General features: G+C 28.6%; 21 protein-coding genes. 15 read left to right on the top strand and 6 right to left on the bottom strand.

Features of this window, described 5'->3' with window-relative positions; translation table 11 throughout:
• Positions 1 to 14: 14 nt before the first annotated feature.
• On the bottom strand, positions 15 to 3,014 hold the full coding sequence (locus FH779_RS06730) for a SusC/RagA family TonB-linked outer membrane protein (RefSeq protein WP_244958037.1): 3,000 nt from the start codon (positions 3,012 to 3,014) through the stop codon (positions 15 to 17).
• A 1,549-nt stretch (positions 3,015 to 4,563) separates the two neighbouring features.
• Between FH779_RS06730 and FH779_RS06725 the strand changes: the two genes are divergently transcribed.
• The 15 genes from FH779_RS06725 to FH779_RS06655 all read left to right on the top strand — a co-directional run bounded on the left by FH779_RS06725 (position 4,564) and on the right by FH779_RS06655 (position 19,474).
• Entirely contained in the window at positions 4,564 to 4,908 is a 345-nt protein-coding gene (locus FH779_RS06725; RefSeq protein ID WP_180906489.1) for a helix-turn-helix domain-containing protein, read from the top strand.
• Positions 4,909 to 4,939: 31 nt separating this feature from the next.
• Complete coding sequence (locus tag FH779_RS06720; protein ID WP_180906488.1) at positions 4,940 to 5,137, top strand: hypothetical protein; 198 nt, start codon at positions 4,940 to 4,942, stop codon at positions 5,135 to 5,137.
• Between the two features lie 246 nt (positions 5,138 to 5,383).
• On the top strand, positions 5,384 to 5,794 hold the full coding sequence (locus FH779_RS06715; protein ID WP_180906487.1) for a TIR domain-containing protein: 411 nt from the start codon (positions 5,384 to 5,386) through the stop codon (positions 5,792 to 5,794).
• A 3-nt stretch (positions 5,795 to 5,797) separates the two neighbouring features.
• Positions 5,798 to 6,766 (top strand): caspase family protein, encoded by a 969-nt coding sequence (locus FH779_RS06710; RefSeq protein WP_180906486.1) that lies wholly within the window; start codon positions 5,798 to 5,800, stop codon positions 6,764 to 6,766.
• Positions 6,767 to 6,772: 6 nt separating this feature from the next.
• Complete coding sequence (locus tag FH779_RS06705; protein ID WP_180906485.1) at positions 6,773 to 7,732, top strand: DNA/RNA non-specific endonuclease; 960 nt, start codon at positions 6,773 to 6,775, stop codon at positions 7,730 to 7,732.
• Between the two features lie 6 nt (positions 7,733 to 7,738).
• Positions 7,739 to 8,242, top strand: a complete 504-nt coding sequence (locus FH779_RS06700; protein ID WP_180906484.1) for a hypothetical protein — start codon at positions 7,739 to 7,741, stop codon at positions 8,240 to 8,242.
• Complete coding sequence (locus FH779_RS06695; protein WP_180906483.1) at positions 8,242 to 8,823, top strand: toll/interleukin-1 receptor domain-containing protein; 582 nt, start codon at positions 8,242 to 8,244, stop codon at positions 8,821 to 8,823. The genes FH779_RS06700 and FH779_RS06695 overlap by 1 nt, the downstream gene beginning before the upstream one ends.
• A 265-nt stretch (positions 8,824 to 9,088) precedes the next feature.
• A complete protein-coding gene (locus tag FH779_RS06690) occupies positions 9,089 to 9,952 on the top strand; it encodes a hypothetical protein (protein ID WP_180906482.1) in 864 nt (287 codons plus the stop codon).
• A 244-nt stretch (positions 9,953 to 10,196) separates the two neighbouring features.
• Complete coding sequence (locus FH779_RS06685; protein WP_180906481.1) at positions 10,197 to 11,225, top strand: DUF4062 domain-containing protein; 1,029 nt, start codon at positions 10,197 to 10,199, stop codon at positions 11,223 to 11,225.
• Between the two features lie 238 nt (positions 11,226 to 11,463).
• Entirely contained in the window at positions 11,464 to 12,153 is a 690-nt protein-coding gene (locus FH779_RS06680; protein ID WP_180906480.1) for a hypothetical protein, read from the top strand.
• A 286-nt stretch (positions 12,154 to 12,439) separates the two neighbouring features.
• Positions 12,440 to 13,336, top strand: a complete 897-nt coding sequence (locus FH779_RS06675) for a group I intron-associated PD-(D/E)XK endonuclease (protein ID WP_180906479.1) — start codon at positions 12,440 to 12,442, stop codon at positions 13,334 to 13,336.
• A 33-nt stretch (positions 13,337 to 13,369) separates the two neighbouring features.
• Positions 13,370 to 14,173 carry a hypothetical protein gene (locus FH779_RS06670; RefSeq protein WP_180906478.1) on the top strand — a complete coding sequence of 268 codons (804 nt, stop codon included), beginning with the start codon at positions 13,370 to 13,372 and terminating at the stop codon, positions 14,171 to 14,173.
• A 1-nt stretch (position 14,174) separates the two neighbouring features.
• Complete coding sequence (locus FH779_RS06665) at positions 14,175 to 16,784, top strand: DEAD/DEAH box helicase (protein ID WP_180906477.1); 2,610 nt, start codon at positions 14,175 to 14,177, stop codon at positions 16,782 to 16,784.
• Positions 16,785 to 16,934: 150 nt separating this feature from the next.
• Positions 16,935 to 18,161, top strand: a complete 1,227-nt coding sequence (gene dcm / locus FH779_RS06660) for a DNA cytosine methyltransferase (RefSeq protein ID WP_180906476.1) — start codon at positions 16,935 to 16,937, stop codon at positions 18,159 to 18,161.
• Between the two features lie 2 nt (positions 18,162 to 18,163).
• Complete coding sequence (locus FH779_RS06655; protein ID WP_180906475.1) at positions 18,164 to 19,474, top strand: phospholipase D-like domain-containing protein; 1,311 nt, start codon at positions 18,164 to 18,166, stop codon at positions 19,472 to 19,474.
• Positions 19,475 to 19,570: 96 nt separating this feature from the next.
• On the opposite strand, the gene FH779_RS06650 is transcribed toward FH779_RS06655, so the two are convergent.
• The 5 genes from FH779_RS06650 to FH779_RS06630 form a co-directional block, all read right to left on the bottom strand.
• The gene (locus FH779_RS06650; protein ID WP_180906474.1) at positions 19,571 to 19,768 is read right to left on the bottom strand and encodes a winged helix-turn-helix transcriptional regulator; all 198 of its coding nucleotides are present in this window, start codon (positions 19,766 to 19,768) and stop codon (positions 19,571 to 19,573) included.
• A gap of 122 nt (positions 19,769 to 19,890) precedes the next feature.
• Positions 19,891 to 20,094 carry a YwbE family protein gene (locus FH779_RS06645; RefSeq protein WP_180906473.1) on the bottom strand — a complete coding sequence of 68 codons (204 nt, stop codon included), beginning with the start codon at positions 20,092 to 20,094 and terminating at the stop codon, positions 19,891 to 19,893.
• Positions 20,095 to 20,821: 727 nt separating this feature from the next.
• On the bottom strand, positions 20,822 to 21,703 hold the full coding sequence (locus tag FH779_RS06640) for a hypothetical protein (protein WP_180906472.1): 882 nt from the start codon (positions 21,701 to 21,703) through the stop codon (positions 20,822 to 20,824).
• Positions 21,700 to 22,527 (bottom strand): HipA family kinase, encoded by an 828-nt coding sequence (locus FH779_RS06635; RefSeq protein ID WP_180906471.1) that lies wholly within the window; start codon positions 22,525 to 22,527, stop codon positions 21,700 to 21,702. The genes FH779_RS06640 and FH779_RS06635 overlap by 4 nt, the downstream gene beginning before the upstream one ends.
• A 128-nt stretch (positions 22,528 to 22,655) precedes the next feature.
• The gene (locus FH779_RS06630) at positions 22,656 to 23,087 is read right to left on the bottom strand and encodes a GIY-YIG nuclease family protein (protein WP_180906470.1); all 432 of its coding nucleotides are present in this window, start codon (positions 23,085 to 23,087) and stop codon (positions 22,656 to 22,658) included.
• Between the last annotated feature and the right edge of the window lie 47 nt (positions 23,088 to 23,134).

Here is a 23,134-nt window from a genome sequence, read left to right as displayed (position 1 = left end):
TTCTATTTTTGAAGTTAAAATGTTAATCGCGCACCGATAGATATACGTTTAGGCGTTGGTAAAAAAGTACGTTCCGTCTCTGGATCAATTCCTTTTATTTTGGATAAAGTCCATAAATTTTGACCTTGTAGATAAAGCAAACAATTGATATTCTCTTTTGATTTTATAGGAAAGCGATAAGAAATAGACATCGATTTTAATCGGATATAAGACGCATCTTCTATAACTGCAGTACTTGTAGAATATTTATCATAAGCTGACAAAGCTTCAGCATTTTTCCCAGTTGTAAAGCGTTGAAATCGTTTGTTTTCATCGCCTGGTTTTTGCCAACGATCTAACACTCCATTTGGCATATTCGTCATAGCGCCTGCAAAACCATAATTATAAAACTCATTATAGCCTTTTTTCTTAACAAATTGAAACAGTACATCGAGCGACCATTGTTTGTATTGGAAATTATTTTGCCAATTCCCTATCAAACGAGGAGTTAAATCAACAAGCACTTGTCGATCATCTGCTGTCAGTTTTCCATCTTGGTTAAAATCTTTGTACTGAAAAATTCCCGTCGTAGGATCTACCCCTTCATATTGGTATACTTTTTTGATGTTTAATGATTCGCCTAACACATACTGATTCACATACGGTGTTTTATCCAATTCATCAAAAGAACGTAAGGTATTACGTGGTAGTGAAAGAAGAAAAGACGAATTCCATTTTACATTCACATTTCGTACGATATCCCCATTCAAAGAAAGCTCAAGCCCTTTATTTTCTACTGTAGCATCCAAATTTGCCTGAATACTTGTAAACCCTGTTGTCGATGGCAAACGGTAACTCATCAGTTGATTCGACGAACGATTGTGGTAATAAGCCAATTCTGCATTCAATCGATGATTGAAAAAAGAAAGTTCAAGGGCTAATTCAAACTTTTTATTTTTCTCCCATCCAAAATTAGGATTCAATAGTCGTGTTGGGGATAATACAACGTTATTATCATATCCACCTTGACTAATTGTATAAGTATCGATATACTGGTAATCCCCTATTTGATCATTTCCTGTTACCCCATAACTTGTTCTGATTTTCCCAAAACTTAACCACGGCTGATCACTTAAGAAATTCTCTTTCGAGAAAATCCAGGCTGCACCTACTGCCCCGAAATTCGCAAAACGGTTGTTTGGACCAAAACGACTCGAACCATCTCGTCTTCCTGTTAAATTAAAAAAATAACGATCCTTCAATTGATAATTCAAGCGTCCGTAGATGGCAGCATATTTGTATTGGGCATCCGATTCGCTTAAGTAATAAACAGAACTTGCAGCCATAATATTAGGCATCAGATAATCATCTGCAAAACCAGATGCCAATAATGAAAGTTGATTTCTATTTTGTTCGGATAATGTCCCTCCAATCGTTCCATTTAATTTTCCACCAATAAACGGATACGTAAAATCTAACTGAGGTTCTACAATCCAACCATTTTGTTGATTATCACTCTTCAATACATAAGAAGATGAACTATCTCCTCCTGAAGCAGGATTTCTCATCGTATGTGGATTGGCTTGAAATTCATCAAAATCTGTTTGTTGATACCCCATACTGGTTTTAAAAGCTACCCCATTTAATACTTGATAACTAACCATAGCATTTGCATTCAGATTCGTCGTTTTATTCCGATACGTACTTCTCAAAGTCGCCAATGGGTTAGACCATGTATTATTCTCCCAATTCAATTCACCAGTTGCCGTATACAATGCAGGTGCATTAGGAGCCAATGTATAAGAAATACGAGTAAGATCTGCTGTGGGCAAAAAATTACGATCATAATTATATTGAGTCGATAAGTTCAACTTGAAACGTTGATTTGGGGATTGATGCTGTAAGGTTGAATAGATACCTAATTTCGAGTAATTAAAATTTCCATCATACACCGCACGTTCTTTCATCATGGTGGTTCCTACACTATAACTTGTGTGATCACTTCCACCACTTACCATTAAACTAAAGCGATTGTTACTTCTTGTTTTTCCAAGTAATTCTTTCTGCCAATCTGTATACCGCGATTGATTCCAACTCCCATTCAAATCATACGCATTGACAGGATATGTTGTAAGTCCATCATTGGCAAAAGCTTCTTTTCTCATTTCAAGATACTCTTCTGTGGACAATAATTGAAGAGACTTTGCTTGTGTGATCATCGTTGTAGAGGCATCAACAGAAAAAGATGTTTTGCCTGACTTTCCTTTTTTTGTGGTAATCAAAATCACCCCATTCGCTCCACGCGAACCATAAATAGCCGTTGCATCCGCATCTTTCAACACCTCAATAGATTCAATGGATTTTGGATCAAGCGTATTCAATGGATTTGCTTTTCCTCCAGGTAATATCGTCCCACCAAGCGCAAACGAACCTAAACTTGTGGTACAAAAAGGCACTCCATCTATCACATACAAAGGATCATTCCCCGCATTAATACTATTCTGTCCTCTAATCTTCACCTCATAGCCTGCTCCCGCATTCCCAGAAGAAGGAGTTATACTTAAGCCTGCTACTCTACCCTGTAAGGCATCCAACACCGTATTCACTGGTTGTTTGTCAATATCCTTTGCCGTAACACGTGCAATAGATCCCGTTCGTTCTTTATCTTTTACAGCATAGTAGCCCGCATTTATTACCACATCTTTTAATTGAATCTCGTTGTCGTCTTTTGTGAAACTTATATTGATCACGCTTCTATTCAACACCTCTTCTTCACGAATAGGAAAATCCAATTGCTCAAAAATTAGTTTAGCATCATCATTTTGTAAGGTCAACGAATAGTATCCATTTGAATCGGTAAAGGTGGTATTATTGGTTCCCTCCTCCTTTATCATTACGCCCACTAATGGGACTTGAAGTTCTTTTACCGTTCCAGTCACGGTTTTTCCTGTTTGTGCCAACAATGGTGTTGTACAAAGCAGACTCAACATAACGGCAAAAGCCTTGCTGTTGATTTTGAAGTAAAATTTTTTCATAATTTTACATAAGTTTTTAATTCAACATTAGTTTTAAAAGCCACTCCTTTTCCAGTACATCGCGGCAACTTTGTTTTTGGGAAGGGAGTTTTTTATACGTTTTACGTAATACGTTTAACGTGATACGGTTTACATATTTAGTTTTAAGCTGTATGCTTAACGTTTGACGTTTTTTTATTAATAGTCTAATTCACATATAACAACAAGCTTTGTCATTCTGAGCTCGTCGAAGAATCTATTTCTGTCACTTTTTACTTGACTAAAAAGTAACTATACTTCGACATGCTCAGCACAAGCAAGTCAAGGCTGTAAAACTCTCTACTAAAAATGTTCTCACTCCACTAAATATTTTAAAAACCTTGCAGGCTAAAATCTTTTTAACGCTCCATACAACCATTTTCTTAACGTGAGAGTTTTAATGCCGGTTTATATTAAGTTCTACGTTGTACGCTTAACGTTTTACGTCTTTTTTTTAATACTCAAATTCTTTATAAATTTCAAAAACAGGTTGTGTCATTCTGAGCTTGTCGAAGAATCTTATTTTCACTTATTCTTCTAACTTTTACCTTAATGCAAAAGTTACAAAACATCAAGTCTTTGATTTTCGACGGTCAAAATTAGTTTCAGTCATTCAATGTTTTAAATCATTTGCTACGCAAACAGTAAAACATTTTAATCATGACTTTCAACTTTTTGACACTCATCTCCAAATCATATGACATTTTCTACATCCTTTTTCAATATTCAAATTCGTTATCATTTTTAAAAACGGATTTTGTCATTCTGAGCTCGTATCAGAATCCCATTTCGTTGTCATTCTGAGCTTGTCGAAGAATCTTATCCTTGATCTTAATCTCAAATACATTTTACATACTTCTTATTACATAATACAATCCTCTCAATACTAAAATCTCATGTCACACATCTAAATAATAGGTAGTAGAACCCCAATAAATTTGGAAAATGATATTAAACGTTTTACATTTAGTGTGCGAATAAAAAAGATAAAACGATTGCCGTCAAAGTCTCCTTACCGAGGCTCTGATAGAGAGTGTGTAAAGAAAGGTTACCCTTTGCTTTACGTTCCGTTAAATGTCTAGAAAAACGGAGTTTGTTCTTTAAAAAGAATGGTTAAACTAACAGACTTTGTCTGGCGGTTTTTTACGGATGAATGGAAATTGTTTCGTTCTCATTTTGTGTTGGGTTTTATGGAACGATGCTTCTAAAGTAAGAAAATATGCTTGTCAAATAGACAAGGAGCGGCCTCACACTTTAGATCCATGGGCGACCAAACCCGTCTTTAAAATCCGAGAATTATAAAGTTACCATCTAAAGCTAACGTGAGAACCGCTCACATGCCTTATACAAAAGTAATACTTTTTTAGACATAGAGCGATTTCACGGTGTTCTCGATGGTAAAATTGGTCGTTTTGGAATCGAGTCACATCGTTTAATTAAGACTATTAAAAGTCTAATTATCAAATCGCTAATACAAATATAACATTATTTTTTAATACACCAACATATTGGTGTGAATATTTTAATTAAAATGATAAAATATTTTGAATTTGAAACTACTCAATTTGATTTTGAGTTAATACAACACATTAAAAGATTAAGAATTAAAGAAAATTTTTCACAAGAAGTACTTAGTCTTAAAATGGGTTTGGCAAAAAGTTTCATTGGTAATGTTGAAAATTATCGTGAAAAACACAAATATTCAACTCGTCATATCACACTTTTAGCAAAAGCATTTGGATATAAAAGTATTGGAGAATTACTAAATTTTTCAACTCCAAAGTACGACAGAATCAAAGTAACCATACAACAAACTTATAATGAATCAGGCACTAAAGTTTTGAAAAGTGAGGTGATGAAAATTGAAGCTATATAGAAGTTAAGCTTATCATTTATTTTATTACAAGATGAGAAACCCAGAAAGAATTACACCAATCATTAAAAAGATTGAGAAATTATGGTTGGAAAATCCTGATTTTAGATTTGGTCAATTGATTATGGCGATTACAAATACTAATGAACATAATCCTATACTTTTTAATATGGAAGAATTAGAATTACTTAAAAAGTTAGAAAAATTTGAAAAAATAAAAGATACTAAGTAATTAAAAACTTTTTGTTTAAAATTAAATATCTAGATTAGTAAGATTAACCAGTAGGCATGGTTAAAGTTAGTAATAGTACTCTGGAGTTAATTAATAAGATTTGATTAACTCCAGAGTTTTATATTTTATACAATAATGTATAAAATATAGTTTTGTTTGTATATTTGAGTTTAATTTTATGGTATACATATATAAGTATTTCTTTAGAATTATTTAGAATAAATAAATTAATTAACTATAATAAGTATGGCAAATCCTAGAGCATTTATCAGTTTTGATTTTGACAACAACGAAGGACAAAAAAAATATTTTATTGGACAATCAATAAATTCAAGAACACCATTCAAAATTGAAGATTGGTCTTCAAAATCCCATTTACCACAAAATGAATGGGAAGCATTAATTAAATCAAAAATCAACAAATGCAATATTTTGATTGTACTTGTTGGTAAAAGTATGTCTACAGCAGGTGGAGTAAAGAAAGAAATTACATTCGCAAAAGAACAAAATGTTCCTGTATTTGGGATTTATGTAGATGGTGCAAATCAAAATTCTACATTACCAGAAGGTTTACAAAGAAATAGAACTATCTCTTGGAACTGGGATGCCATTGCTAATGCAATAGAGCAATGTATGAAAGAAGGAAAAAATAAATAATAGATGAAAAAAAAAGCATTAGTAATTGGTATTAATGAATATTCTTCTCATCCTTTAAAAGGAGCTGTAAATGATGCAAAGATCATTTCTGAACTTTTGAAAGTTAACGGAAATGATGAAACAAATTTTGAAGTAAAAACTATATTTGACGTTCAATCAAAATCCGAATTATTAACTGCTATTTCTGATTTTTATGAAGTTAAGGCAGACATGGATATTCTTTATTTCGCGGGTCATGGTTATGTAAATGAATTAGGTGGTTTTATAGTAACACCAGATCATAAACGTTATGATGAAGGAATTTCAATGGATCATATTCTAAGTTTGGCAAATGTCTCAGAAACTCGAAATAAAGTTATAATACTTGATTGTTGTAAATCTGGAAGCTTTGCTGTTCCTAATAAAAGTGGTTCTATTACACCTATAAGTTCAGGTATATCTATCTTGACATCATCTAGAGAAGATGAGCCTTCAAAGGAGATTAATGGTCACGGTGTTTTTACAAATTTATTAATCGAAGGCCTTAAGGGAGGTGCAGCTGATATTAGGGGGCATATATCTCCAGGAGGGCTTTATGCATATATTGACCAAGCTTTGGGAGCACATGAACAAAGACCAGTTTTTAAAACAAATGTTACTGAGTTTGTAAAATTAAGGAGTGTAATTCCTCAAATCCCATTAAGTGTTATAAGAACACTTACAGAATATTTTCATTCAACATCTGATAACTTTCAGTTAGATCCATCATTTGAGTTTACAAATTCAAATGATGTCTCGCATGAAGTAAAAGAACCTTATGCGAAAGCTGAAAATATAAAAATTTTTAAAAATCTACAAAAACTAGAAAGTGTTGGCTTAATAATTCCTGAAGGTGAGGAACATATGTATTTCGCTGCCATGAACTCAAAAAAATGTAAACTAACTTCATTAGGACATCATTATTGGAGATTAGTTAGAGAAGGTAAAATTTAAATATTTATGAGTGGATATGATAATAAATTTATAAATGATAATCAAGTATTAGAATTACCTGATTATAGTGAATATTATAGTGATCTTGCAATTAATAAAGAAAATGAGACACCAATTCTAGATTATATTTATTATAGTGTTATTCAGAGTAAAAGTAGAAGAGTTCCTATAATAAGTGCTAGTAATATTTACAGAACTGAATTCGAAAAAATTGAAAGGTCTGGTTCATTCAAAAAAGATAGTCGAATAAACGATCACGAACAACTAACAACAAAAGATTATAGTTTATTTAACACTATAAAATCAGCAACCATTGAAAAAGGACACATGACTAAGAGAGAAGATGTTCAATGGGATATGAATGGTAATAAAGAGGAAGCTAAGAATGCCGCTATTAGCACCTTCTATTATCCGAACGCAGTTCCTCAACATGATAATCTAAACAATGGGCTATGGAAACACTTAGAAAATGCTATTATCATTAAAGGACGAGTAACTGAACCTGCTAAAGTATCTGTTTTTACTGGTCCTGTTTTAGACACTTTAGACCCTGAATTTAAAGTAAGACTTCATGACAATACTATATTTAAAATTCCAATTTTATTTTGGAAAGTTATTTATTATTTAAAAGATGATGGTAATCTCTATAGAGCAGGCTTTTTAATGGGACAAATAAATCCATTGAGAAATGACGATTTAATTGATGAGATAGGTTTCCGAGATTTTGACATAGTTGAAAAGAAATCATCATTAAAACCATTTCTTGAATTTAAAGAAGATGAAAACTACCAAGTTTCAGTCACTTTAATTGAAGAATTAACAAAATTAAAATTTCAAGATGCAATCGATCGTCATGAGAATATTAAACCAACAATTTTAAAATTAGAAGAAGTGCAGATTAGAAGTTTTGAAGAGGAAAAATTTAATAACGAAACAAAATTTGAAGTAACAGGCTTATTAGTATAAACAAATATGAATAAAGATACCAATGTTTTTATATCACATCCAACACCTTACAATAAGTATCAAGAGAATTTTCTTTTACTAATAGAGCTTGAATTAAAAAAACACGGATTGAATCCAACCAACTTGGGTAAAAATAATTGGAATTTTAGAAGTCCATTAAAACCTATTAAAGAAATTATGGATACTTGTGTTGCAGCTATAGTTATTGGACTAGAAAGACATCACAGTTATATTGGATATGAAAAAGAATTTTCAAAAAATTCTAAAGAATTAATTCATAAATATACTTCCTCTCCTTGGATTCAAATTGAAGCAGGAATGGCTTACCAAGCTTGTTTACCCATTTTAATCTTAAGAGAAGACAAAGTCTATCCTGAAGGAATATTAGATGCGCAAATAAGTGATTCTTTCGTTTTCGAATTTGAATTAAAAAAAATGCAAAAAAAATTATCATCAGAAATTGTTGAAATTATTAATAGCTGGGTCAGACACTTTAAAAATATTAAGTAATGGAAATATACACAAGTGCATATCTTAAAAACCTTTCGAAAAGGAAAACTGTTCTTTTCAGTAATCAAATACTAAATGAAAGTAAAAAAAATCATACGAGTTTTGATATTTTTCTTTCTCACAGTTTTCTTGACAAAGAAGAAGTTGAAGGCCTTTATATTGAATTAACAAACGAAGGTTATTCTGTATATGTTGATTGGATTGTTGATTCTCATTTAGATAGATCAAATGTAACAAAAGAGGATGCAAAACTAATTCAACATCGATTGAAAATATCAAAGTCATTATTGCTTGCTATTTCAACTAATGCAGCGGTATCGAAATGGATGCCTTGGGAATTAGGTTATGTAGATGGAAACACAAGTAACTGCGCTATAATTCCTGTTTCAAAAAGTTCAAATGCACCAAGTTCATATGTAGGAACAGAATATCTATCTCTTTATCCTTTTATTAAAAAAGTCCAAACAATAGGTTTAGGGAAAAAACTATTTGTTATTGAAGATTCATTAAAGTATACAATTTTTGACGATTGGTTAAAAAATGGAGAAAGACCAAAAAAACAAACAATAAATATTTTCTAGTAATTTATTAATATAGCAAAATCCAACTAGTATCAGTTACTGTTGCACAAATCAAATTATAGGAACAAAGATATAATAGTATAAATAAAGACCTCTTTAAAAGCATTTTTAGAGAGGTTTTGTTTTTACGTAAAACCGTAATTTATTATGAGATGGTTGTTGTATGTTTGAGAAGATTTTTACGAAATGTAGATATGATCATATCTATAAATTTTTATATATTATATTTCGTGAAAAAATAATGTTAGGTATCATTTAAAAAAATATGAAAGCACAATTTGAGGAGAAAACATTTGAAAGTTATTTCAACAATGAACTTGATAGAAGATCTGAAATCTATTTTCCACCTGGACAAGTTTTGGAAGGAAGTTTAGGTTTTGATTCTTCAACATTATCAAAAAATAGACGACTTTGGAGATTACTTGGATACCCTTTTTGGTTTACCCCTCACTTTTTGGGAATAAGTCTTCGCAAAATTGCTGACGAGATGGAAAACTTGTTAGAATATGAAATAAGTAATATTCCCGAAATGAAGGCTAATATACTTTTTCAATATAAACGACCTGAACTAATTACTTCTCCTTTAGGTACAGAATGGAAATTTTGGAATCAAAAATATTTGAGGTATGATATATATATTGAACAACAAAATTTGTTAAATCATATACATCAGAAATTTAATTCTGATGTACTCGTAGTTTATGCTTCTCCTTGTACTAATGACATTAATGAACTTGTTAAAATTAGAAGAAATATTATTGAACATACAAATTTTGCTAAAGCCGTTGATTTAAATGGACATCATAGAAATACTTATATTAAATCAGGAACCTATTCAATAGCTTGCAGTGAACCTACAAAAATTGAAAACATAAATATTCTAGAAACTATTAATAATATAAAAGGAAATGAGGTGTCTTCAGAAAAACGGAGAGACAATAAGAATTTTTTAATTGAGTTTAGCGATAAAATAAAATCGATTGTTAGTGAAAATGAATATTTAGCAAATTCTTTTGCGGATTTAAATAAAGACATAGAAGAAATTAAAAACTACGAATTATTTTATAGCTTGTTAGTAATGAGTAATTTTCGTCAGATTACAGGTTGTCAATGGATTGTAAAAATTTAAACGAGTATCTAATATCGGTAATTGTTACAACCTTATAATTTTAGGTACAAAAACACAAAATAGTATAAATAGTAACCTCGCTAAGTGTTTTTAGGGAGGTTTTTTGTTTTACACAATAATGTATATAATATAGTTTTGTTTGTATATTTAGGGTTGATTTTACGAAATGCTGATATAGTTATCTTTTTAAAAAACTAAACTATTTCGTAAAAACTAATATTATGTGATATTATTCCCCTAAAATATGGATAAAAAATACCAAGTCTTTGTAAGTTCAACTTATATTGATTTACTTGAAGAAAGACAAGAAATTATGCAGGCTTTGTTAGAATTAGATTGTATTCCTGCTGGAATGGAGTTATTTCCTGCTTCAAATGATGATCAATGGAGCTTAATAAAAGGTGTTATCGATGATTGTGATTATTACATTGTTGTAATTGCTGGTAGATATGGTTCTTTAAGTGAAAGTGGTTTAAGCTACACAGAAATGGAATATAGATATGCTTTAGAAACAGGAAAACCTGTAATCGCATTTCTTCATAAAGATCCAGACGCATTACCCAAAAAAAACACTGAAAAAACAGAAGAAGGTCAAAACAAATTGAACGAATTTAGAGGCTTAGCCCAAAAGAAAATGTGTAAATATTGGAGTACTCCACAAGAATTGGGTTCTGTCGTTAGTAGAAGTTTAATTAGTTTACAAAAAAAATATCCTGGAATTGGTTGGATTAGAGGGAATGTTAAAACTAGTACTGAAGCAAATTTAGAAATTTTAAAATTAAAGAATCAAATTGAGGATTTAGAAAATAAATTAATTGAAAGTAGAACCAAAGCTCCAGAGGGAACTTCTGAATTATCACAAGGTAATGACAAATTTTCAATTGAACTTCTTATTAGATTTGGTAGTTCTCGCTATGATTCGAAATTTTATACTGAAACATTGGAAACAACTTGGAATCAAATTTTTTATTGGTTATCTCCAAGTATGATAGATGATGCCTCTACAAACACTCTAAAATTGACTATTAGTAAATATGCTTTTGTTGAATTAAAAAAACGATTTGTAAAAAAATCTGGGCTTCCTAGTGGTGGTAAATTCTATGATTATGAAATTAACGATGCAGATTTTCAAACAATCATAGTACAATTAAGAGCCTTAGGATTATTAAATAAAAGTTCTAAAACTCGCAGTATAAAAGATTCTGGCACATATTGGAGTCTTACAAATTATGGAGATGAAGTTATGACTAGATTGAGAGCGATCAAAAAATAACATCACATAACAAGTGTAACTGTTGCACAACAATAGTATAAATAATAACCTCTTTAAAAGCTATTTTAGGGAGGTTTTTTGTTTTTGAGGGAAACCGTTATTTATTGTTAAATGGTTTTTGTATGTTTGAAATAATATAACGAAATATAGATATAGCTGTTTTTTTTTACGAAACTGACTATATTTTACTTAGTAGAAAAATAATGTTAGTTGTAATTTTTAAAAGACAATCTTTAATATGACAGATGAAGAATATTTATCATTACATTCTAGGATAGAAATTTATGCTCAAATATTATTAGGAATTTTAAGATATACTCCTGTAAAAAATATTTATGAAGAAGAACAATATAGAAAGGAACTAACGAAAAAACTAAAATTCGAAAAAATAACTGATCCAGATTTATTAAGAGCTTGTATAGATTTAATCGAAGATTCTCAATATGCTATTGAAAACGTTTATAAAAATGGTTTATATAAAAAAGAAGAAGATTTAGGAGAAATGTACTTAAGACTTTATGGTGTTTTAAATGCTTCATATTTACAACTTGGTGCAATTTTAGATTTAAATAGGCTTTTTAATGTTTCAAATCAAAAGATAAAAAAAGAGAAATTTAAAAGTCTTAAACTAATTGAAATTAGAAATAAATTAGCTTCTCATACAACAAATTACAATATCCCAAATTCAAATGAAATTGATTTCTACAAGTTATCCCAATCAACTTTAAGTAAATGGGGTGGAAATATATTAATTGTTGGAAAAGATAATTCTGAAGAGGTTGATATCATTGAAATACTCAAAGAGTTTACAAAAGAAATAGAAATGAATTTAGAGGAAATTACTAAAAAAGAATTATTCTCACGTAAATTTAAGAAAGACCACTTTGAATGGTTAGAATTTAGATACAATTTTATTCATAATAACTAAGCTTTCGTTTTGCTAGCATAGCTAATGATGTATTGCAAAGTTATTGAACAAAAAAAACAATAAAATATAAAACCTCGCTAAATGTTTTTAAGCGAGGTTTTTGTTTTTACGTGAAACCGTAAATTATTGTGAGATGGTTGTTATATGTTTGGAATAATATTATGAAATGTAAATATAGTTTTCTTATAAAACTTGACTATATTTTACTTCGTAAAATAATATGTTAACAGAAATAAATACTCCACAATTGAAAAATAAATAAAACCAAAGAAACACAAAAATACTTATGACACCTGCAATACAAAATTTAATTAGAAATGAAATTCATTCCATAAATGGTTCCAATTATATAATTACACAACAACTTTTAGATGAATTTCATTCATTTGAAAACTTAAAAACATCCTTATCTCAATTTTTCATTGAACGATTACAAGATAATGAATTCGTTCAAACACTTCTTGAAGAATTTGAAGCTGAAAATTATATTAAAGCACGTATAGTTAATATCGCGAATACTCACTTAATAAGAAAAAGTGATCTTCAAAAATTTTACGATATTGAAGTATTAAAAAGTATTAAAACTGATATACAAAGAACAAGATATACTCAACATACATTGGTGTTTTTTGAAAATAATGTTCCTAATCCTTCAAAATTCAACTACTTGAGAACTGGAATTAAAAAGTTTTTAGATAAACAGTTTGATTTTATTTTCACAAGCGGGTTTTTGCATAATAGTACTAATATTAATAAAGGTATAATGACTGCTAACGCAGGTGATAGTGCTCAATTTTTATTTTTAAGCAGAGCTATCTTAGCAGGGTTCAATTGTTCCAATGTGGATGTAAGATCAAGCAGATATGATGCAGTAATCGATTATGATAACTTTATTTTACGTATACAGGTAAAAGGAATTTCTAGTGGAAATTCTATAAGTTTTAAAGATCGAGATCGTGGTGGTCAGGGAATTGATCATAGACATGAACGTAATAGAGGTCGTCGAATAACATCTACTGATTGCGACATTTATGTAGCTGTTGACAGGCAAGTTGGCACTTGTTATCTCATTCCTATGAACATCGTAGAAGGATTAGATAATTCGGTTGCAATATCGTTGCTTGAAGAATATAAAGAAAATTGGTCTGTAATTGGGTTGACAGTAAGTAATCTTAGAGATTAGTAATTTCTAAAAACTATTATAAGAATTTAGACAATGAGCAAAAAAATTTCAGATTATATTATTAGTAAATATGGTAACAACTGGGGTACAGAAACTTTGCATGTTTTAAGTTTAGAAAAATTAGATGATGACTTTTTCAATGTTTTAGATCAGGAAATTATAAAAATTTGCTATGGAAAAACGCCAAGAGATTTAAGTGCTGTAAAGAAAAAAGTGCTAAAATTAATAAATAAAGGAGGTAATTTTAAAAAAGGAATAGTATCTGAATTGTTAATGATACTTTATCTAACTACCAAAGGGTACAAACAGGAGTTTTTATTTATAAATTTAGAAGAGGAATCATTCAAGAAAGGGCTTGATGGACTTTATTCAAAAAACAACAAGCATTATGTATTTGAAAGTAAATCAGGAGATAGAATTACTAAAGAATCTAAAAAGCAATTTTTTAATGATAAGATAAAATTAGCTTTAAAAGGGCTTGAAAAATCTACTACAGGAAAAAATGAAAATGTTTGGAATAATGCATTATCTCATGTCCAATTAGCATCAGATAACGAATCTCTTATAAATAAAATAATTTCGTATGCAGATGATCTTGAAAATGAAAAAGTTGAAAGTTTTAAAAAAGAAAATTTCAATGTAATTCCTGCTGCAACATTGTTTTTTGATAATTGTTTAACTGATTGGAAAAATCTTGAAGTTAAAGATCTGGATACAATAGATACTGATTATCTATTATTATTGAAGAATGAATATAAATCATTAAATGTGATTTTATTTAGTAAGAAAAGTTTAAATGAAAGTGTGGAATTATTTAAAAAATATCTAAAAAAATAGCGTGAATAGCACTGAAAAAAGATTTTATACAGATTTATTAAAAAGGGGTAAACATTTCGAAAAAGTATTTAGTAAACTACTTTTAAAAAAGGAATTAAATAAAAAAGAAAAAATATACGTTTTAACTATAGCTATTGTACTTTTTGAAGAATTTAAAAAAGATAATAGAAAAACAAGCTTTGTTGATTTGTCTTATGCAATCATTCTAAAATATAGTATACAATACTTAGATTTCAGACCACTCTATGAATTTTCAATAAATTTCGGCTTTTATCCTATTGTAAATTTTATAATAGAAAATGATCCTTTATTTAATCAAGATTTTAGCATTATAGATTATTTTGGAATTGCAAATATTAAAACCAATTTTTCAAATAAAAAAGGGAAGTATATTGAGACATATGAACAAAATAAGAATATTACAAATATTTTAAATACCGATAATACAGAAAATGCATTTATTGCACCTACCTCTTTCGGTAAAAGTTCATTAATTATTGATTATATACAGCAGCAATTAAATTTATCTCAAAAAGCTATGAAAATAGCAGTTATAGTACCAACTAAATCATTATTACAACAAACTTATCAATTATTAAAAAATTCTATTAAAAATCAACATATTATTTCACATGATGAAATGTATAGAAATAACGATAAAGGGTTTATAGCAGTATTTACACAAGAGAGAGCACTGAGACTAATGAATAGACATGATATTGTATATGATATTTTAATCATTGATGAAGCTCATAATCTTTTTAATAAAGATAGTTTTTTTGGAACGAAGCCAGAAAGCATAAGAAGTATACTTTTAGCACGATTAATTAAACTAAATAAAAACAAGAACAAATATATAAAATTACTTTACTTATCACCACTTGTAAATGATACTAAGAACTTAGCCATTGATAATACCTCTAAAATCAAAGATAATCGAATAAAATTTAATATAAAAGAGCCAGAGCTTTACGATTATTTTGAAATAAACAAAACAACATCAATTTATAATAGGTTCTTAAATACTTTTCATGAAATAGATATAAAATATGAAAACTTTTATTCATTATTGAAAAACGAAGAAGGAAATAAAAATTTTATATTTGAGATATCACCTAGAAACGTTGAACTGGTTGCATCAAAATTAGAAGAGCAATTTGAGAAAATAAATGATTTAGAAATACAAAAAATTGCATCATTAATTAGAAATGAAATTCATAGTGATTATAAAATTGTAAAATCAATTGAAAAAGGAATCATTTATCTACATGCAAAAATCCCCGACTTTATTAAAGAATATCTGGAATATAACTTTAGAACTTTAAATAAATTTAGATATCTAGTTGCAAACAGCGTTGTGTTAGAAGGCATTAATATGCCTATTGATAGAATGTTTTTACTAAGTACTCATAATTTAAGTGAAAAAGAACTAGTTAATCTAATAGGAAGAGTAAATAGATTAGATTCTGTATTCAATAAACAAAGTGATTTAGAAAAACTTTGTCCTAAAATTTATTTTGTAGATACAGCCGTTTTTAAAAATAGAACTAGAAAAGATGAATCAAAAAGTAAACATATTACTAAGATTCAAAAATTAAGGACTTATACACCCTCTGATAAAATAGAAAATCCATTATTGGAAAATTTTAAATTAACAAATGTTCCTAAAAAAGATAGAGAAATAGCAACGGAGCGTATTGGAACTCTAAAAGTTCATGAAAAAATTTTGACCAAAAAAATTAATGATTATGAAACTGACGAATATATTTTACAAAAATTTCTTCAAAATGATATAATTAATATGTTTCATAATATTGATCAATTAGTTAAGGTATTTAAATCAAGACTTAAAAATGATGAATATATTAAAGAAACTAAACGAATACTTACAACACCAATCCAAAAATATGAATCAGAAAAAAATGGCTCATTGGAAAACAATAAAATTATCCAATTAATATATCTTTATTTTATAAAAGATTTTGTAGAAAACATAAATGATTTAGAATTTACAAGACTTAACAATGCCATAGCACGAAACTATTATAGAAATTATATATACAATGATTTACATAAACCTTTCAGTTCAAGGGTAAACAATGCAATTAATTATTATAAAGATTTAGTTAAGAGCAAAGTAAATGAAGATAGTTATTTATATGTAACTAGTTCATATGGAGAGTATAGTTATGATAAAGAATCTAAAACATTTTATAAAAATGACAAAGGAAAACCTGTATATATTAATCTTACTGAAATTATTAACAATCAAGAAAGATTAGTAAATATTGCAGTCGTAAAACAAAAAATGGAAGAGGATTTTATAAGTTTTAAACTAAACAAATTCATTTCATTATTATTTGATTTCAATATTATAAAACAGAAAGATTATGACTTGTCAACTTATGGAACAACTGATCAAAACGAAATAAATTTAGCAAAATTCGGTTTTACACCAAATATTATTCGACTTATTCGTGAAGGTGATCAGTTAGAGAATATTATTTTGAATGAATACGATAATATTCAGATCAAAAACAAAGATAATTTTAATCTTTTCTTAAATACATTAAATGAGTTAGACCGATTTCATATAGAAAAAATGCTATAAAAATTTTATTTCATACAAAACGACATACAATGTCTTTTCTTACTTTTATTTTTGTTGAAAATTATTACCTATTTAGGTAAACAACAATTAAAAAGATGCACATAATTTTTTTGTATCTTGCAGTCATTAATATAAGTAAGCGAAAAGAGAATGTTGATAAAAGAGAAAATAAGCATAGAGGAATTTGATAGTAAAAATTATCAGATAAAGCTTGTTGAACCTTTAGAAGAAGAAAAAGCTGTATTAACCCATTATCTTCATAATATACAAAACGGTGTTTCAAAGCATTACAAAAAAGAAGCAATAAAAATTTTTAAAAATTATGTAGAATATAAAAAAGAAAATAAAACTTCCGTAGCAGAAGAAGAAGCTCTACAACAACTTTTATTTGAAGTAGAAAATGTTCCATTTCCAACTCCGAAGAATTACACGTTCAAATTTATTGATCTTTTTGCAGGAATTGGAGGATTCAGAATCGCAATGCAAAATGTTGGTGGTAAATGTGTCTATACAAGCGAATGGAACAAAGACGCTCAAAAAACGTATCGTGAAAACTTTGGAGAAATACCGTTTGGAGATATAACAAAGGAAAATGTAAAAAATTATATCCCAAAACAATTTGATATTTTATGTGCTGGTTTTCCTTGTCAAGCTTTTTCAATTGCAGGACTCAGAAAAGGATTTTCTGATACAAGAGGAACACTCTTTTTTGACTTAGAACAAATTATTGAAAAACATCAACCCAAAGTTGTTTTTTTAGAAAATGTAAAGAATTTAGTTTCTCATGATAAAGGAAAAACATTTAAAGTAATCCTTGAAATTTTAGAAGAAAAATTAGGTTACAAAGTTTTTCATAAGGTTTTGAATACAATGACTCATGCAAATGTACCTCAAAATCGTGAAAGAATTTTTGTTATTGCTTTTGATCCTAAACAAGTACCTAATTATTCTAATTTTGAATTTCCTGAAGAAATAAAGTTAACAAAAACAATTCATGATATTTTAGATAAAGATAAAAAAGAAGATAAATACTATTATCCTGAAACTCATCAATATTATCCTGAACTTGTAAAAACAATGACAAGTAAAGATACTGTTTACCAATGGCGTAGAGTTTATGTAAGAGAAAACAAAAGTAATGTTTGTCCTACATTAACTGCAAACATGGGAGCTGGAGGACACAATGTTCCATTAATAAAAGATGATTTCGGAATTAGAAAACTGACTCCAAAAGAGTGCTTTGCTTTCCAAGGTTATCCAATGGATAAATATATCTTACCTCCTATTGCAAATAGTAAATTATATATGCAGGCAGGTAATTCTGTCACTACTCCTTTAATTGAAAGAATTAGTAAAGAAATTATTAAGGTTTTATAAGTATGAGTATTTGGGAGCAATATTCTAAAGAGCAAAGAAATGATTATATTCAATTTCTTCAAGTCTATGGTGCCTTATCCAACCTATTTCGTCAAAAACAAGGTGATTTAATCCCATATCTTGATTCTAAATTTCAAGAAACAGTATTTGCTAAAATTTTTAATGGTCAAAATGTAGATATCGGAAATACACCTCACGATGTATTATCCGTTTTTGGGAATGATAGAATTGGTATAGGCTTAAAAACATGGATGAGTAGCAAACCTTCTTTTCAAAAAGTAATGCAACTCAAACGTTATCAAGATGAAATAAAACAAAGTAGAGAATTAGGCTTAGAATCGCTAGCACTCAAAATTTCGGAAATAAAGAACGAAAGAATGAAAAGCGACTACGAGCGTTTAGGATTATCTGAAGATAAAAATATCTATCATTATATAACACGTGATGAAGGAAAATTCATTATCAATGAATGTGCTTATCCTCTAATTGATATAAACAGATTACAAAACTTTAATTTAACATCAACAGCATTTTCATGGTCTGATGGATGTAAAGATTATAAATTCACTTTTGGAGACTCTCAAATATGGCAAAAATTTGATTCTTCAAGAGAAGATACATTTTTATTAAACCAATTTGATGTTAAAATAATTGAAGATCCATTTGAGTTTCTACTTAAAGCATACTTAGATTTAATAGGTACAACTAAAGAAGAAATAGAACCAGATATTGTTGAAGCTTATCTTCCATTATACTCATATAAATCTAAAGAAGTAGAGGAAAAATCTGGTTTAAATGCATGGAATGGTTCTTCTAAAAATAAAGGAAGTGATACTCTACGTCCATTGAATGAGGTTTACATTCCTATTCCTCGAGAGTTTCATAAAAAATATCCAAGTTTTTTTATTGATAATATTTTTGAATTTGAATCATATAAAGAACAATATATGGGTAACAAAAATAATAAACCAGAAGTCCGCTTCCATTTAATATTACCAAACGGAAAAAAAATCCCTACATTAGTAACACAAAGTAATATGAAAGGATTACAATCTGGTAGTAATACAGAATATGATGAAAATGGGAAAAGATTTGGTCAAGCGGCGTTAGGTCAATGGTTACTTGTTGATGTATTAGGATTAAAAGAAAGACAACCAGTAACAAGAGATTGGTTGATAAAAAAAGGTACTGACTCTGTTAAAATCTGGAGAAAAAAGAATGACTATAAGATATTTTATATAGATTTTGCTCCTGTGGGTGCTTTTGAAGCTTTCATGAAAGACGAACCAATACCTCAAGATGAGGATAATTAGTATATATTAAGTTCTTTCGAATGTAAATAAAATATTCAGAAAACCTCGCTTATTAAGTTTAAAACGAGGTTTTATTTTAAGTAAAAACTGATTTTATTAAACTACATCTATAAATTCTCCTCTTTCTTCCACAATTTCATTTCCGCAATTAGTAATTGTGTCTAAAACATGAATAAAAGATTTACCAAAATTGGTTAAGTTATAAACTACTTTAATTGGTGATTTCTTCCCGTAAACTTTTCTCGAGACCAATCCATCTTTTTCAAGTTGCTTTAGCTGAACACTCAATATCATTTCCACACTTCAAAATCACTCTCAAGAGTAGAATTATCATTCTAAAATGGTATAGTTATGGTCTAAGTCTTCGATACAATGTTTTGTTACTAAGGTTAAGCAACATTTACATCAAACTCGTTCTAAAAATCGTCTTCAATAATTTCCTGTACACGTCCAATTTGTCCATCCATCAAACGAACTTTTATACTATGATGATGAAAAGACGCAGAAGTCAATAAATCTTTCACGATACCCTCCGTCAATTCGCCAGTTCGTTGATCCTTTTTCAATACAATATTAACCAGCATACCAGGTTTTATATTTGCTCTTGTTTTACCATCCATATTACAAATATCTTAAAATAAATGGAAAATATATTCATTCTATCGTAAAGGAAATTAAAAAATACATTCATCTGGAAGGTAAAAATGTAACTGTTTTTGAGGTTAAAAAAAGGTGAGACATTGTTCAATGAAAACCTAAATAATTCGAAAATTAATTACATTTTGGAGGTCTACCCCACTCATTTATTGGAAACCTAGTATTTCCAATTATTGAATGATAAAAAATCATTATCGTTATTCTTATGATAGTAGATTCCTCATTCGTTGTCACTTCTTCGGAATGACAGGTATTCTTTGTTATTTCGAAGCATCGAGAAATTTCCTTTCATTTTTTGAGCGCAAAAAACGAAACAAAAAACGCTTGGCTGTAAATCTATTTGACTAAAAATAATTTCTTTTCACTAAAGATTTTAAAAACCCTACGGGCTAAAACCTTTTATACGTTACAATCAATTATTTTCTTAACGTCATAGATTTAATGCCGGTTTTTATTAAGTGCTATGTTGTACGCTTAATGTTTTACGTTTTTTTATTGATAATCAAATTCAGTTTTGGAAACGGGTTTTGTCATTCTGGGCTTGTTTCAGAACGCATCAAATTTGTTATTCATATGACTTAGTATACTATGTTTTGCAAACGTCACTCTGACTGACCTGATATGAATTCAGCTATATAATTCGTGTTTTTATTGATAATCATAATTAATCATTAATGATTAAGGATTTTTCTATCTTATTTGTTTTTGTTCAATTAAAGCTGAGAATTTAGTAGCACCAGAATTAATAATTTTAGTCGTAATATTATCTAATTGATCTGAATTGACAATTTTATATAAATCGTTTTCTTGACTAATTAAAGCTTCATATAATTCTGCATATTTATCGTCATACCCCTTATACTCATCTATAACCAAGAAATGTCGATTGTTTTCTGGATGCATAACTTTATCTTCAGAAAATCTGTTTAGTCTATAACTTAAACTTTCTAATTCTGAAACATCTTTCTGAATATTTTCAAGTGTTCTGTTTGAATTGATATCAATACATTTTACACTATAAATAGAACCGTTAACACCTATTCCATTTAATTTATAATCAAAGAATAATGATGGAATTATTTTTTTTTCTATTCTATAATCTATATCAATAATATGCTCTAAAGGCTTACTAAATTTATTTTCTACACGTTGTATAAATACTTGATCAACTTTTTTATTTCTTGCATTTGATTTAAACTCGCCAATGTATTTATCATAGAATGTATTGAAAAATGCTTCGTTTACATCCATATTCAATTCAACAGGTTTATCAAATTGAATCAAACCATTACTATAAATAGAAAGACGGTCAATGTATAGTTTAAGGTTGTAAGAGTTCTCTTTGACAAATAATTTATCCTTAACATTGATATCTAAATAATCTTTTATTTTTTTTACATTATAATTTAAAAGATCATCACGATGATCTGAAAATTTAGAAATCAATTTAATTTTAGATTCAGAGAATCTATAAAATACATTGGTTGTAGAAATCGCAATTAACCCAATAACAATATTCTCCTTCGATAAGGAGTTATTAAAATACCTGATTAAACTGTAATACGATTTCATCTTAGTAAATTGATTAATTTGTTAGCGACTCTATTGTTTCTTTCTTGATTTTCTAATACCTCTATAATTTTCTTTCTCCCTGCTTTACTTAGTCCTATTTCAGAAGGTAAGAGATCTAAGAAGTTAGGTAAAACATCAAGTGTTATACCAATCTTTTCAAGAATTCTATTATGATACGTTGAAATTATTTCTTTCTCTGCAAATTTACAAATCTTTTTAGTGAAATCGGTAGTTATTAACATATTAGACAAATCACTATCCATGATAGTAATTTTAAGCCCTTTGTAATTGATTTGATTTGCAAATAGCTGCGTATGATCTATCGCAACAAAATCTAATTTACCATAATCTTCAACTAAAAGTAAATTAGTATTATTAATTCTTCGATCTTTATTCCCTAACCATATATCACAAAAAGCTATATCTAAAAATAAATAAGGGTTTAAAAATTTATTGAAATCATTTTTACTCGTAATAGTCAAGTTATGTATATCTACATCTATCTGATTAACAACTTCTTTAACTCCAATAATAAATAATTCTTCTAAATTATAATCACTATATTTAGTAACTATATTATTATCTGTTATAAAACGCTGTAAAAGTTCGTTTTCAATTTTTATTACATTGATTTCAGGTACCCGAATTCCCCAACTACTATAAATAAAATTACCAATCAATTCGTTAATAATATCTTCTAATGGTGGATGAGTTTTAAATATAGTTTTAGCAAAATAAATTTCTGCATCCTCAGCTAACACCTTAATCGGGATGCTATTTGTACCTAAAATATCGATTATTTGAACTGCGTTAATTACTTGCATTATAGATATCATCAAATATATTCACTAAAAATACAAAAATAATTACAACATAAATTACGCATAAACCAACTTATAAAGTTTAATAAGTAAAAGTAATTATTTTAATTCAGATGTCAAAAATTATGAGCTTACATTAAACTCGTTGGAAATTCTTCTTCAATCATTTCAATTGGTTCTATAGTTGATTGTTCTTTTAGTAGTAATGATTCTCTATATTCCATCGCCTCCGCATCTGTTATAAATTCAGCCTCAAAGCCTAACTCTACTATTTTTTCTTTAATTTCTTGAAGAGTTACATTAAAAAACTCTCTTCTATAGTTAAATAAATTGACAGCTTTATCTGCAAAAGCTTTATGCAATTCATATTCTAAAGTTCTGGCTTCATCACTATAAATCATGGCATGAACATCAAATCGAAATGGGACTGAGGCATCTCCTAGTTCTCGTACCCTATCCAAAGGTTCTAACCTTCTTGTCATTCCTATTTTAAATACATTTTCTCCAAAAGAACCAATATTCGAAATAATATACACATGTCCTCTCTTGGTTTGTTGAGCCATAGATAAAGCTCTTTCCTTTTTTAACCTTGCCTCTTCTAATTCTTTTT

Source organism: Empedobacter falsenii, assembly GCF_013488205.1.
GTDB classification, from domain to species: Bacteria; Bacteroidota; Bacteroidia; order Flavobacteriales; family Weeksellaceae; genus Empedobacter; species Empedobacter falsenii_C.
The sequence above is the reverse complement of the archived record's forward strand: the minus strand, read 5'-3'. Positions and strand labels throughout refer to the sequence as shown.

Coding starts and splice junctions, on each gene's coding strand:
- FH779_RS06680 (WP_180906480.1), top strand. CDS start 11,464: ATGACAGATGAAGAATATTTATCATTACATTCTAGGATAGAAATTTAT.
- FH779_RS06720 (WP_180906488.1), top strand. CDS start 4,940: ATGAGAAACCCAGAAAGAATTACACCAATCATTAAAAAGATTGAGAAA.
- FH779_RS06685 (WP_180906481.1), top strand. CDS start 10,197: ATGGATAAAAAATACCAAGTCTTTGTAAGTTCAACTTATATTGATTTA.
- FH779_RS06715 (WP_180906487.1), top strand. CDS start 5,384: ATGGCAAATCCTAGAGCATTTATCAGTTTTGATTTTGACAACAACGAA.
- FH779_RS06630 (WP_180906470.1), bottom strand. CDS start 23,087: ATGGCTCAACAAACCAAGAGAGGACATGTGTATATTATTTCGAATATT.
- FH779_RS06730 (WP_244958037.1), bottom strand. CDS start 3,014: ATGAAAAAATTTTACTTCAAAATCAACAGCAAGGCTTTTGCCGTTATG.
- FH779_RS06675 (WP_180906479.1), top strand. CDS start 12,440: ATGACACCTGCAATACAAAATTTAATTAGAAATGAAATTCATTCCATA.
- FH779_RS06655 (WP_180906475.1), top strand. CDS start 18,164: ATGAGTATTTGGGAGCAATATTCTAAAGAGCAAAGAAATGATTATATT.
- FH779_RS06695 (WP_180906483.1), top strand. CDS start 8,242: ATGGAAATATACACAAGTGCATATCTTAAAAACCTTTCGAAAAGGAAA.
- FH779_RS06710 (WP_180906486.1), top strand. CDS start 5,798: ATGAAAAAAAAAGCATTAGTAATTGGTATTAATGAATATTCTTCTCAT.
- FH779_RS06650 (WP_180906474.1), bottom strand. CDS start 19,768: ATGATATTGAGTGTTCAGCTAAAGCAACTTGAAAAAGATGGATTGGTC.
- FH779_RS06700 (WP_180906484.1), top strand. CDS start 7,739: ATGAATAAAGATACCAATGTTTTTATATCACATCCAACACCTTACAAT.
- FH779_RS06690 (WP_180906482.1), top strand. CDS start 9,089: ATGAAAGCACAATTTGAGGAGAAAACATTTGAAAGTTATTTCAACAAT.
- FH779_RS06670 (WP_180906478.1), top strand. CDS start 13,370: ATGAGCAAAAAAATTTCAGATTATATTATTAGTAAATATGGTAACAAC.
- FH779_RS06725 (WP_180906489.1), top strand. CDS start 4,564: ATGATAAAATATTTTGAATTTGAAACTACTCAATTTGATTTTGAGTTA.
- FH779_RS06640 (WP_180906472.1), bottom strand. CDS start 21,703: ATGAAATCGTATTACAGTTTAATCAGGTATTTTAATAACTCCTTATCG.
- FH779_RS06705 (WP_180906485.1), top strand. CDS start 6,773: ATGAGTGGATATGATAATAAATTTATAAATGATAATCAAGTATTAGAA.
- FH779_RS06635 (WP_180906471.1), bottom strand. CDS start 22,527: ATGCAAGTAATTAACGCAGTTCAAATAATCGATATTTTAGGTACAAAT.
- dcm (WP_180906476.1), top strand. CDS start 16,935: ATGTTGATAAAAGAGAAAATAAGCATAGAGGAATTTGATAGTAAAAAT.
- FH779_RS06645 (WP_180906473.1), bottom strand. CDS start 20,094: ATGGATGGTAAAACAAGAGCAAATATAAAACCTGGTATGCTGGTTAAT.